12 protein-coding genes and 1 riboswitch are annotated in these 13,126 nt (G+C 43.4%); of the genes, 2 read left to right on the top strand and 10 right to left on the bottom strand.

Going from position 1 to position 13,126, the window contains the following annotated elements; translation table 11 throughout:
• Positions 1-30: 30 nt before the first annotated feature.
• The 6 genes from murC to LQ188_RS09920 all read right to left on the bottom strand — a co-directional run bounded on the left by murC (position 31) and on the right by LQ188_RS09920 (position 8,320).
• Positions 31-1,335, bottom strand: coding sequence for a UDP-N-acetylmuramate--L-alanine ligase (gene murC, locus LQ188_RS09945; RefSeq protein WP_101222964.1), 1,305 nt, complete (start codon positions 1,333-1,335; stop codon positions 31-33).
• A gap of 285 nt (positions 1,336-1,620) precedes the next feature.
• Complete coding sequence (locus LQ188_RS09940; RefSeq protein WP_230176853.1) at positions 1,621-4,356, bottom strand: DNA translocase FtsK; 2,736 nt, start codon at positions 4,354-4,356, stop codon at positions 1,621-1,623.
• 523 nt (positions 4,357-4,879) lie between these two features.
• Positions 4,880-6,067, bottom strand: coding sequence for an amidohydrolase (locus LQ188_RS09935; RefSeq protein WP_230176852.1), 1,188 nt, complete (start codon positions 6,065-6,067; stop codon positions 4,880-4,882).
• Positions 6,068-6,292: 225 nt separating this feature from the next.
• A riboswitch (glycine riboswitch) is annotated at positions 6,293-6,395 on the bottom strand.
• A 140-nt stretch (positions 6,396-6,535) separates the two neighbouring features.
• The gene (locus tag LQ188_RS09930; RefSeq protein ID WP_101222965.1) at positions 6,536-7,342 is read right to left on the bottom strand and encodes a DUF1444 domain-containing protein; all 807 of its coding nucleotides are present in this window, start codon (positions 7,340-7,342) and stop codon (positions 6,536-6,538) included.
• Between the two features lie 50 nt (positions 7,343-7,392).
• Positions 7,393-7,704 carry a thioredoxin family protein gene (locus LQ188_RS09925; RefSeq protein WP_101222966.1) on the bottom strand — a complete coding sequence of 104 codons (312 nt, stop codon included), beginning with the start codon at positions 7,702-7,704 and terminating at the stop codon, positions 7,393-7,395.
• A gap of 109 nt (positions 7,705-7,813) precedes the next feature.
• Positions 7,814-8,320 (bottom strand): hypothetical protein, encoded by a 507-nt coding sequence (locus LQ188_RS09920; protein WP_101222967.1) that lies wholly within the window; start codon positions 8,318-8,320, stop codon positions 7,814-7,816.
• Between the two features lie 123 nt (positions 8,321-8,443).
• Between LQ188_RS09920 and LQ188_RS09915 the strand changes: the two genes are divergently transcribed.
• Positions 8,444-8,893, top strand: coding sequence for a YtoQ family protein (locus tag LQ188_RS09915; RefSeq protein WP_101222968.1), 450 nt, complete (start codon positions 8,444-8,446; stop codon positions 8,891-8,893).
• Between the two features lie 133 nt (positions 8,894-9,026).
• On the opposite strand, the gene LQ188_RS09910 is transcribed toward LQ188_RS09915, so the two are convergent.
• The 3 genes from LQ188_RS09910 to LQ188_RS09900 form a co-directional block, all read right to left on the bottom strand.
• On the bottom strand, positions 9,027-9,896 hold the full coding sequence (locus LQ188_RS09910) for an AraC family transcriptional regulator (RefSeq protein WP_230176729.1): 870 nt from the start codon (positions 9,894-9,896) through the stop codon (positions 9,027-9,029).
• Positions 9,897-10,014: 118 nt separating this feature from the next.
• A complete protein-coding gene (locus LQ188_RS09905) occupies positions 10,015-10,536 on the bottom strand; it encodes a DUF84 family protein (protein WP_101222970.1) in 522 nt (173 codons plus the stop codon).
• Positions 10,537-10,617: 81 nt separating this feature from the next.
• Positions 10,618-11,691, bottom strand: a complete 1,074-nt coding sequence (locus LQ188_RS09900) for a M42 family metallopeptidase (RefSeq protein ID WP_230176728.1) — start codon at positions 11,689-11,691, stop codon at positions 10,618-10,620.
• A gap of 177 nt (positions 11,692-11,868) precedes the next feature.
• On the opposite strand from LQ188_RS09900, the gene LQ188_RS09895 reads away from it, so the two are divergent.
• Positions 11,869-12,186: a PepSY domain-containing protein gene (locus tag LQ188_RS09895; protein WP_101222972.1), complete on the top strand. Its 318-nt coding sequence runs from the start codon at positions 11,869-11,871 to the stop codon at positions 12,184-12,186.
• A gap of 42 nt (positions 12,187-12,228) precedes the next feature.
• Here the strand turns inward: LQ188_RS09895 and LQ188_RS09890 are convergent, their stop codons facing one another.
• Positions 12,229-13,074: an MBL fold metallo-hydrolase gene (locus tag LQ188_RS09890; protein ID WP_230176727.1), complete on the bottom strand. Its 846-nt coding sequence runs from the start codon at positions 13,072-13,074 to the stop codon at positions 12,229-12,231.
• Positions 13,075-13,126: the final 52 nt, after the last annotated feature.

The raw sequence follows: 13,126 nt of genomic DNA, 5'->3' as shown, positions 1-13,126 counted from the left end.
CCGACCCGCTCTAACGGGACGATCGTTTTTTTATTTTACCTGCAGTGAATGCTCATAGGCTGCTTGGAACTTTTGAATGTCCCCTGCACCCATGAATAACACGACACTGTTTTCATGATTTTGCAATATTGATGTTGTGTTCTCCGTAATCAGCTCGGCTCCGGGAATCTTATCTTGAAGGTCTTCAATCGATAACTTCCCTTGATGTTCACGAGCAGATCCAAAAATTTCACATAAGTATACTTTGTCGGCCAAATTCAAGCTGTCGGCGAATTCATCAAGGAAAGCCTGAGTTCTCGAGAAAGTATGCGGCTGGAATACCGCAACAACTTCACGCTCTGGATATTTCTGACGCGCCGAGTCGACAGTTGCAGAGATCTCGGTCGGATGATGTGCATAATCATCAATGATGATCTGACTTCCGATTTCTTTTTCTGAGAACCGGCGTTTAACTCCGCCAAAAGTCCGCAATTGGGCTTTCACAGCTTCCGTATCCAAGTTTTCATATTTACAAAGTGCAATGACACCAAGTGCATTCAACACATTATGCTTTCCAAAAGTAGGAATAGTGAATGTATCATAGTAATTGTTCCTTACATGCACATCAAAAGTCGTGCCATCCGGAGTGACGGAAACATTTTTCGCTTGAAAATCATTTCCTTCTGCAAATCCGTAAAAAATAACCGGTACTTTCGCCTGAATATGTGGTAAATGTTCATCATCCCCGCACGCAATGATGCCTTTGTTGACTTGAAGGGCCATCGTTTGGAAAGCCTCGAACACGTCTTCGACATTGGCATAATAATCAGGATGATCAAAATCGATATTCGTCATGATTGCATAATCCGGATAATAGGAAAGGAAATGACGGCGATATTCACATGCTTCGAATACGAAGTAATCAGAATTCACGATTCCTTTACCCGTTCCATCCCCAATCAAGAAGGATGTCGGTTTAGCGCCCCCCATCACATGGGCAAGTAAACCGGTCGTCGATGTTTTACCATGCGCTCCCGTAACCGCCACGCTGATGAAGTTTTTCATGAAATCACCTAGGAAACGGTGATAACGGATGATCGGCAAATCAAGTTCTTTTGCCTTCACGATTTCCGGATGACTATCCGGAAACGCATTTCCTGCAATGATGGTCATTCCAGGTTGAATATTTTCCTCGTTGAAAGGAAGGATTTTAATCCCGGCTTTTTCTAATGCCAATTGTGTAAAAAATTCTTTTTCGTAATCGGAACCCTGCACTTCAATATTCATATCATGCAGTATTTGTGCAAGAGCACTCATACCCGACCCTTTAATTCCCACAAAATGGTAAGCAGTCATAAAGCGAACCTCCACCAATCGTCTACCTGTATGACAGTATATGACGTCATCTTTTATTTGTTTTTTCATTACGAGACTTGTTAGTAACGCAATTTCTTCATAGGTTTTTCAAGCTTATATTTTCAATCATTCATCAACAAAAAACTATTATATCACTTTTTTATTCATTCATCCATGTCAGGCAGATGCCAATTTATCAAATCATTGGCTTTTCCCTTAATTAAAGTGATAAAAAAGGGTTTTCACCCCTTCACATTATATACAATTTCCTTTTATTAGGTTCTCTTAATTAACATGTAAAAATTCCAGTTCTTCTTCCGTAATCAATACATCCCTGGGCCTTGAACCCCTGGATTCGGAAACTACTCCATGTTGCTCCATCATTTCAATTAGGCGCGATGCACGGTTATAACCGACACGGAAGCGCCTTTGGACACTAGAAGCAGATGCAGCCTGCTGGCTCACGACAAATTCACAGGCCTCGAAAAACAGTTCATCCGCTTCTTCCGTGACTTGGGCCCTGTTCAGCAAGTCTTCCTGCTCGAACAGGTATTTTGGCTGCTGCTCCAGTTTAACATGGTTAACGACCTGGTCGATTTCTTCATCACTAACAAAAGTCCCTTGCAGGCGCACCGTTTTTGAAGAGCCGTTTTCAGCGAATAACATATCTCCTCTTCCCAATAATTTTTCTGCACCGCCGCTATCGATGATCGTACGGGAGTCGACTTGTGAAGAAACCGAAAAAGCGATCCTTGTCGGGATATTTGCCTTGATCAATCCAGTTATGACATCGACTGAAGGTCTTTGAGTGGCTACAATCAAATGGATGCCGCAGGCACGGGCCTTTTGGGCAATCCGGCAAATTGCTTCCTCTACATCAGCCGGGGACATCATCATTAGATCCGCAAGCTCATCGATGATCACCAGGATATAAGGCAGCTTGCTTGAATATTGACCGGCTTTTTCCGCTTGGTCATTAAAGCGGGTGATATCACGGACACCGGCATGTACAAACAATTCATAACGCCGTTCCATCTCCTCTACAGCCCACTTCAACGCAGCCGTAGCGGCTTTTACATCGGTTATGACTGGACTGACCAAATGCGGGATCCGGTTATATGGGGCGAGCTCAACCATTTTCGGATCGATCAACAGCAATTTCAACTCCTGCGGTGTCGCTTTATAAAGCAAGCTTACCAGCATGGTGTTGATACAGACACTTTTCCCCGACCCCGTTTGCCCGGCTATCAATCCATGCGGCATCTTTCTCAAATCGGTGATGATTGGCTGACCGGATATATCGAGCCCTAAGGCCACAGCAAGCGGTGATTCATGCTCTTGAAACTCAGTACTTTCCAAAACCTCCCGCAAAAATACCGGTTTGCTTTTCCTGTTCGGAATCTCGATGCCAATTGTATGTTTACCCGGAATAGGCGCTTCCATCCGCATATCTTGAGCAGCAAGGCTTAGTTTGATGTCATCCATCAGGTTCGTCACTTTATTCACCTTCACTCCCGGTTCCGGATGCACCTCGAAACGGGTTACTGCCGGTCCTTGAGTGACATTGACGACCTTTGCACGGACATTGAAATTTTTCAATGTCTCATCAAGTAATAATGTCTGTTCCTCGAGCCACACATCATCATGCACAGCATAAGTGGGAGGTGTCAGCAATTCGATATTAGGAAACACATAGTATGGATTTTCATTTTCATCCGCTTCGACGGAGCCAAAAACTGCCGGGATTTCGCCCTTACTGCCTTCTGCCGCTGCCTCTGTATATACTGCTTCTTGATACCCGTGTCCAGAAATCGGGGATTCCTGTTCCAAGAGCGGCTTAGGGTTGGAACCGATGTTGGATTCGACTGTATTTTCAGGCACAGCAGCGACGGTTTCGGAACCAACCTTAGCGTCCGAAAAGGTAAGTGATATGGCCGGAGTCTGCTCTTTCGGAATAACTCTGCCTTCCTCCTGTTTCCGTTCAGGAATGGCGGTTGGTTTCGCTTGTCCTGCCTCTGTTTGGGCAGAATCATCCATTGGCCGCTTATCAGGTGATACTACTGCCCTTTCCGAATTAAGGCTTTTTTTTTCCGGCATCATTTTATTCATGAAGTCATTATTTTTCCGATCTTGCTTAAGCATCATCACATTAAATGGGATATGTTTTTTCGGACGTTTGTGCTGCACTTCAGGTATTGCCTCAGATGGGTCTTCAGGCATTGTCCCTTGACTAACGGATGGTTGATTTGATTGTACAGCAATCTCCCCAGGAACCGATATCGCTTCAGGCGGTGTGTCGTCCGTCTGTTCCATGATGGATACAGCGACTTCGCGTCCAAATTCTACTTCGTCCTGTTCAATAGCCTCTTTTTCCACCGCAGGCTCAATTATGTTGGGCTCGATTACTGCTTGTTCTGGCAGTGTCTCAATGGAATTCCTGCGAAAGAAAGCGGGTATCTCTGAATCTTCCAGTTTTTCTTCCGCTTGTTCCGGTATAAGAACGGATGGTTCTGTCGTCAATTCCTCATGTGACACTTCTTTTGGAATTTCAGGAATCGATGCTGGAATCCCGATATCGGGTTCTTCCTTTTTTAGGACGGGCATTTTGCTTTCTAATTCATATTCGACAATTTCTTCAGAAACGACTGTTTTTTTTTCCGGACGACGGAACCCATAAATGGGTGAAGGGATTTCCGTCGGACGGAATGGAGTATTTGAAGGGACTATTTTTGAGACTTCCTCCCGTTCGAAGTTTCTCCGTTTTGGTTCAGGATCCCTCACAGGCCTTCTTGTTTCTTTGGCCGCGCTCCCCTTTTTGGGTTCATGATCTTCCCTGTTTCTTTCCCTAGGCTTTCTTTTGCTCTGTTCACGATCTGGAATGAGCGGAAACTTGAACTGCCCTTTTGGATATTGAAACAGGATTTTCGTATCAGGGTCTGGCGTCTGCGACATTTTTTCCACTTTTTGATTGTAAACCTTTATTTCTTCTTCCTTTGACTTCGCAAGCTTTGAAAAATCCATTTTCCTTAATGTCTCTTCATCAAGCGGTTCATCTATAATAATCTCTTCAATTTCAATAATTTCCTCTGCTTGGAACCATTTTTTCATCTTATTTAGCCATTTCAAAACTATCACTCTTTCTACATCTGTAGTTATGTAACTAATTCTACCAGTTATTTTAAAAATATCGAGAAAATTTAAGCTAAATTGGGATTAGTATCTATTTTTTTATCGCACTCTTACTAACTTAACGTATTTCGCAGAACTCCTACCCTATTAAACCCCTTCTGGTATGAGTTTAAACCTGCACTTCGTGAAATAACATTAGCCCTTAGTCTACTATTTAAATAAAACACCGCTGTTAAATCGCGTTTACAAAGAGATTAAGTTTTCATGCGGCGCAAGAAGCAGACTGGTCAATTCATTGAAGCATCCTTCACGAAACCTCCGGTGGCATCCTGAAACCCATAAAACACCGTTCGTTAATACCGAACGGTGTTTTGTGGGTTTCTGCACTTTTTTGCAAACAAATATACCAATGGAACTATTCCCATTCATAAAAATCGCATACAACTTGGGCCACTGATTTGGATGCGATCAAAAGGGCATCTTCATCAATGTCGAATTTGGGATGGTGATTGAAATATGCCTTCTCCACCCCTTTTGGTTTACAGCCAATGTAAAAGAAGCAGCCAGGAATCTTTTCTGCATAATACGAAAAATCCTCTGAACCAGAGAAAACCGGAAATTCCATAACCTTTTTAATATCTTGGTCTTTCATGCTTTCCAGGCTATTTTTCACGAATCCAGTCAATTCAGGGTCATTATATAACGGAGGATAATCAGGCACATATGTTAGTTCGCACTGAACATCAAATTCCGTTTCTATCCCTTTAACGATGCGGTGGATTTCCCTATCGATCAGCTGTTGGGTCTCTGCTGTCATATAACGGACATCCCCTTCAATTTCTATACGATCTTTAATGACATTAAAGCTTCCTTTTCCATCGAAGGAGCCGACTGTGACCACGCCCATATCAAAAGGGTTCAAGCGGCGGCTGATCACGGTTTGTACGGCTGTCACGAAATGGGCGCCTGCCACAATGGCATCATTGGCCATATGCGGGGACGAACCATGGCCGCCTACACCCTTAATCGCCAGCTTGAAATAGGTCCGTCCAGCCATCGAATAGCCGCCGTGATACCCGACAACCCCTGCAGGATGGGACGGAAATAAGTGGATTCCAAAAACGGCATCAAGTTCATCCAAAAACCCTGATTCCATAATGCTCTTTGCTCCACCTGGGGGTGTTTCTTCTGCATGTTGATGGATTATTTTAATCGTACCGGATAGGGAATCTTTAAGCTCATTGATGCAGTCTGCCAGAACCAATAAATAAGCGGTATGCCCATCATGTCCGCAGGCATGCATGACACCTTCATTTTTTGAACGGAACGGGACATCCGCTTCTTCTGTAATCGGCAACGCATCGAAATCCGCACGGAGACCTATCGTTTTCCCAGGTTTTCCGCCTTCGATCGTTACGATGATCCCTAATCCATTTCCTACATTCGTTTGAATCGACACATCCTTACCCTTATAAAAATCAATGATATATTGTGCCGTTTTTTCTTCTTTGAAGGATAGTTCCGGGTTCTCGTGTAAATGACGGCGGATTTGAACCATTTCCCCTTTACGGGCTTCCAGCATGTTCATTAATTTGCTTTTCACGTTCACGTTTATTCTCCCCCTTATTTCAAGTTGAGCATATTAGTAAGTTCCATGTTCGGTGCATGCCTTCCGATACAAAGTGCCAATTAAAAAAGGGCAGAGAAGGATTGCGTAAACTTACCGCTCCCCTTCTCTGTCCTTTTCACCTGAGAGTTTAGCTCCATTTTTGGTCATGGAGATTTCCCCTTTGGTGGCACACTGCTTCCTGCGCACTCTCCAGAGCTGCGTCCAGCTGCGGTTCCATTTACCTGAGAGATTTGCTCCAAGGGATCTTTTTGGAACTTGCTCCTTCGGTGGCTCAATGCTTGCACTCTCCCACAACATTCATCCGCTTGTTCTTTTTATATTCTCAAAATATTCCAATTATATTATCGCCGATTAAAAAATAAATATCAACTCTGAGTTATAAACTCTATTAAACTTTAAAAGGACCGCTGCCAGATGCTGACACGGTCCTTTTGTGATTCATTATTGTTCAGGCTTTTTGTTTTTACCCATAATGAAGATGGGCTCCAACTCATTTTCTTCGTAAAGGAATGATAGAGCCGTTATCGGAACATGACCGCTGGCAAAGAAGCTCATCGCCATTTGCGCAAGAATATCATAGCCCGTATCATTCTTCACATCGGCAATGATGATGACATCCTGATGGGGAATGGCCACAGCCATGGTTCCCTCGATCTTGTCCTTCATTTCCCGAAGCCATGATTCATTTAAAATCCTGCTGGCATCATATCCATCATTCGTGTTCAAAAAATAAAATGCATTACCTGCAACGATATCCGACTTCATTTCAGTGGTGAGGGAACGGGCATTGAATAGGGCAATTTCACGGATCCTGTCACCCTGCCAATTTTCCCGTTGAATCATCTTTTCATCTATAAGACGGTAGGTTTTCCCTAAATCAAGGGCATAAAAAACCCGGGTTTCAGCCGTATGCTCATCGAATAAAAACGGATTTCCTTCTTCGGATTCCATTGGAAAGGAGGTCGAGCGGATGACTGGGAAAATGAATTTCTCCTTGCCTTCCATACTGTGTTCTTCCCCCATCACATTCAGGGCCTCTTCCACGTAATAGGTAATTTCATCGATGGCCTTTTCCTGCACGTTTTCATAGTTAGCAAGCACAGGAGGCAACTCGATGGTGATCCCCTTCCCGGTCTTCACATTTTCCACCCGTAACGTATCTTGCTTGCTATCGAATTTGAATGAGCGATTCTCATCTTTTAAACGCTCCTTCAAGATATTTTTCAGCTTCGTGCTGTCCATTTTCATGACTGACCCTCCTCTTCATTGAAAAATCCCCAGCGAGAAGGGGAAATTGATTATAGTGATTGAATGAATTCCTCAATTTGTTCTTGCGTTTTGCGATCCTTGCTCACAAATCTGCCTAGCTCCTTGCCATTATCATACGCAATGAAACTTGGTATACCGAATACATCATTAGCCGCACACACATCGATGAATTCATCACGGTCCACATAAATGAATGTAAAGTCAGGAAATTTCGTTTCAATCTCCGGCATTATCGGTTCGATTACACGGCAATCTCCACACCATGTTGCTGAAAAAAGAAAGATATGTTTGCCTTCATTTTTAAATGCATCATATTGCTCTACTGTTTGTAATTTTTCCATTTGTATATTCCTCCTGCTCTAAATGACACCTTATTTTTTATAATCCCATCATACCAGAGTCTCCAGGAATCAACCATTAATACGGATCGGTTGAAAGTCACTGGTCCTCTTATTTCTGGGGCACGGATGAAACGATTTCCATCATTTGTTTTGCATCGGTTTTTAATTGGTCTTTATCCGTTTCGGTTGTCAGCTTCACTCCGCCGATCCCCACTGCAAGCTCATACTTTTCTTTCGGTATCTCTTTAATCGAAATAAAGCCGAATTTATCATCGGTTTGAAAAGAATGCAGTACTTCAAATTGATCCTCTTGTTCCTTTATGGCCAAATATAACACGGAGCTGTCTTCTTTTTCATTCGGATTGACAAATAATATATAAATCTTATCACCTTTTTGTAAAATCAAATTATTATCATGTTCTTCCACAACTTTAAAATCGTTTGGCAGATAGACCTGAATTAGGCCTGCCTCTTGATTGGGCTGTTTTTCATCGTCACGAAAAGCCACTTCAGCAGCCTTCATTGCCTTTTCGGTTTGTCTTTCGATACCTGAGCAGCCCACGATCAAACTGCTTATCAACAGGAAAACAAGAAAATTCTTATTCGATAAAGCCATCGTCATTCCTCCAGCCGTCTCTATTACTACCATATGGATAATATTATCCTTATTTACGGAATTCATCCATTTTCTAAAAAACATGGTACAATGAAAGCAATTTTATTATCGAGGAGGAAAACAATGAAGTTAATCGTGTATCTTGCTGGGGAGATCCATTCAAATTGGAGAAGCGAGTTGAGAGATAAGGCCGCTGCACTGAAGCTTCCTTTAGAATTCGTCGGCCCGATGGAAAATCATGAACGCTCCGATAATATCGGTGAAGATATCCTCGGGGAACAGCCGAATCCTATCCTGAAGGATGCGGCCGCTTCCCAAATCAATAATTTACGGACAGGTCTTTTGATGAAAAAAGCCGATCTTGTCGTCGCCCTGTTTGGTGAGAAATATAAACAGTGGAATACTGCCATGGACGCAAGCACCGCCGTTTCCCTGGGTAAACCGCTTATTTTGATTCGCCCGGAATCCCATCACCATGCCTTAAAGGAATTATCGGAAAAGGCGAGTGTCACGGTCGAATCCGTGAACCAAGCCATGAAGGTGCTTTCTTATATTTTTGAAGAAGGGCTGTAAATCTCCCTGTCCCTTAACCTTCCAGCTCAAGTATGAAGGATTTTTGTTTACCCAAATAAAAAGCTTGCAGGAGAAAGTTAGATTCCTAACCTCACCTGCAAGCGAAAAACGAATAAATTTTGATGGTTGAACACTATTTCTTTTTAATGGGAATCCAAATTTCGGAGTAATAGTCTGGGTTTGAAGCGTCGTCATTCGTGTATACTTCCAATTCGGGAGTGCCGGCATGTTCATGACCGCTGGTAGGAAACCATTCGGAAAAAATTCGCTTCCAAGCTTGTTGGATGCTATCAGGCATAGGTCCGTGAACTTCAAATACAACCCACTTGGAAGCCGGTATCGTAAGGGTCGAAAACTCTTCAGGCGCTTCCCCGGCATACTCTGCACCTATCCAATAATCCATCGTTTCATTTTTTTCCACAGCCCGCTTATCGATACATACACCAAGCAAGCCATTTATTTGGCCATTGTTCAGCTTCGCTAACCTATCTCCTGTTCCATCCGAATTGACTTTCTCCCACAACTTTGGAATCCCGATCAAATTCTCTTCATTGACCAAGGAAAACTCTTGCTTGATTCCAATCAATTGAAAGGAATCTCTTTCAAGGATATTGTATTTCATCGGTTTTGCCCCTTTCAGAATAACCTGTATCATCAGGCGTTCATAGAATTTCAGCTTCCCCATAAACTTTCGGGCTTCGCTTGGAGATACCCCATGCTGCCTTCGAAAAGCCTTTGAGAATGCCTCGGGGTTGTCATAGCCGTACTTGTAGGCTAAATCAATGACCTTGCCATTTGTGGATGAAATCTCCTGGGCCGCCAAGGTCAGTCTTCGACGCCGGATATATTCACCAATGGAAATATCCGTTAAAATGGTGAATGTCCGTTGAAAATGAAAAGCTGAAGCATTCGCCTGCCTGGAAATGCTCTCGATTGTCAGGTCCTCCAATAAGTGCTCTTCGATATAGTCGATGGCCTTTTGGATTGATTCAACCCACCCCATATCCGCTCACCCCTTGTCACTATATTAGCAAAGCCGCTCAATAAAACCCTGTCTTATTCTGCTCTGTTTTGGCAGTGTTCGTTTCATCATTCGAAGCCCGCCTTTCCATGGCAGTGATTCAAAAATCCTGCTTTTTCATTTTCAGCTTATATTCGTATTGACCGGCTAACATCCTCATGATATGAAGGAACATTTCGCCCCTAGTGATTCGCTCATTTGTAAATACGCCGATTGCTCCTTCCTTTTTGCTTATATTCTCTTGCCTTGTGAAGGCATCCATCACCGGGCCCAACTCTTCACCGTCCAGCAGCTTCCCGGCAACAATTCCCGGTACCGGGATTCTCGCTCCGGCAGCTACAAAGACCTCGCCGTCCCTCGTGGCCATTGCACCCCAATTGCACAGAAACAGGGCTTGTCCCATTTTCACGACACCGCCTTCAAGTCCGATACCCATATCGGCATCACTTTGAATCAAGCAATTCCGGGCACGTGTCATTGCCCCCTCCATCGTTTCCTCGTCTGAAAAAGGCTGTTCCGGGACCCCGCTCTCCACTTGAAGCGAAATGATTTTAGCATCTTCATATACACCAAGCACGGCACTTATTTTCGCCGGATTCTTACTGCCTACTGCTATTTTCAATATAATTACCTTCCTTCTATGTAAAAAAAGCTGATGGAAAAGGATTCATGACAGCATCCCTTTCCATTTCAGCTTCCTCCATCAACCGTTTTTTATCAAGGTCTCGAATGTCGTTTTATCACAGGAACGAACCAATTTACCAATCAGTTCTCGTGCAGCGGCATAATCATCAATATGAATCATGGATGCATGTGTATGAATATAGCGGGAACAAATGCCAATCACCCCGCTTGGAATGCCTTCGTTTGCAATATGGACTTGCCCTGCATCCGTGCCGCCTTGGGAAACGAAATATTGATACGGAATCTCATTCGACTCTGCCGTATCAAGGATGAATTCCCTCATGCCGCGATGCGTTACCATCGAACGATCGAAAATGCGTAGCAGTGCCCCTTTTCCAAGCTGACCAAATTCACTTTTACTGCCGGACATATCGTTCGCCGGACTTGCATCCAAAGCGAAGAAAAGATCCGGTTTGATCATATGAGCTGCAGTTTGAGCGCCCCGTAATCCCACTTCCTCCTGGACAGTTGCCCCGGAATATAAGACATTCGGTAACGTTTCACCTTTTAAATCTTTTAACAATTCAATCGCAAGTCCGCAGCCGTAACGATTATCCCACGCTTTTGCGAGGATTTTCTTCTCATTGGCCATCGGCGTGAATGGACAAATCGGTACAATCTGCTGACCTGGCTTAATACCGATCCTCTTAACATCTTCCTTATCATCCGCCCCGATATCAATCAGCATATTTTTGATATCCATTGGTTTTGAGCGTTGCGACTCATCAAGCAAATGAGGCGGAATCGAACCGATGACACCAATGACCGGACCGTTATCAGTTATGATTTCGACTCTTTGGGCCAAAAGCACTTGACTCCACCAGCCTCCTAAGGTCTGAAAGCGGATCATTCCATTTTCCGTTACGGAGGTAACAATGAATCCCACTTCATCCATGTGCCCGGCAACTAGTACAGTCGGACCATCCTCATTGCCTCTTTTTACGCCAAATATTCCGCCAAGGCGATCTTGGACGATTTCATCGGAATACTTTTCCAGCTCACTTTTCATGAAACTCCGAACTGCATGTTCATTTCCCGAGGCTCCCGGTAATTCCGTCAATGTTTTAAAAAGCTCCAAAGTCTCATGATTCATTTTTCTACCCCTAACCTATGTATTGTTTCTTACTATTTTACAGAACTTAGCATCGTGTTACACTAGAAAGTTCTAATTTATCAGTTAATGGGTAAAATTTCAAATTATTAGTCAAATAAAGCGTTCTTCTGTATACTGGAAGAAGTGATTTTAAAAAATGCAATGGAGGAGAAATCAATGAATTGGAAAACGTTTTTACTGGGTACTGCAGCTGGGTTTGCTGCGGGCTATGCGACAAAACAACTATTGGATCAATCTAGTAAACCTTCTCCCGATAAAGTCTTGGCCCAAGTGAAGGAAACAGTCAAAAAAGATGGAAATATATATGGCTCATGGATCTTGATGAAGCCGGAAAACTATTCAAAAAATGATTTGGACTATGAAGTGTACAAAGGCGGGATCACCAGAAACACAGAGGGTAAACGCGAGCAATTCGAATTTGTTGCAGATGCCTCAACAGGAACGATATTGGAGCTTAATGCGCAAAATGATTGAAACATAAAAGGAGGGTCGTCAAAATGACGTCCTCCTTTTGCTTTACCGCTTCCGTTTCAATTCGTCTATTATCTCCTTACCCGTTCCATCCCATTTGATGGCACAGTATTGTGCATCATGGTAAAAGCTGTACCAAGACCCATTTTCCAGTCCGGATTTCATCCACTTTTCCTTCGCTTCGATGGAGGTCATCGGATAATCATCATATGCGAGGACCCAGAGGACATTCGCATGGGCATGCGTCGGCATAATATCTGCCATGTGAATCAATCTATCCCCGGCATCCTCAATGATGATGATCGCATGTCCATCACTATGTCCCCCAGTATGGATCATTTTAATACCGTCCGTAATTTCCTGCTCACCTTCAAATGGACGTACAAGAGAAGCGACAGCCTCCCAGTTTTCTGCCCAATATGTACTTTTTGATCGAATATTCGGGTTTTTCATTTCATCCCATTCAGTTTGGGTCGTAATGATTTCTGCACGCTCGAAAACAGGTACCCAAGTTTCACCATCACGTTTCGTCAAACCGCAGGCATGGTCGAAATGTAGATGGGTCATTAAAATGTAATCGATATCATTTGGCTGAAGCCCAAGTCTGCCAAGATCTTCGACAAGATTGGATTCCTCCGTCACCCCAAAATTCCGTTTCTGCTTGTCATTCAGCTTTCCATTGCCAATACCGGAATCTATAAGCATGTTCAATCCATTAGCCTGCACCAAAATCGGATCCGTTCTTAGTTCGATTTGGTTATTTTCGTTAACAGGATACTTCCTGGACCAAAGCGGCTTCGGTACAACACCGAACATCGCACCGCCATCCAAGTGAGTCACACCGCCATTCAACCATGTTAATTTAATTTCCCCTATTTGCATCTTTTCCATTATACCCCTCCTCTTCCTATAGTTTAACACCCACTTCCATATATTGAAATTG

This window comes from Peribacillus sp. Bi134, assembly GCF_918698065.1.
Taxonomy (GTDB): domain Bacteria; phylum Bacillota; class Bacilli; order Bacillales; family DSM-1321; genus Peribacillus.
This window is presented reverse-complemented; position numbering and strand designations above follow the sequence as displayed.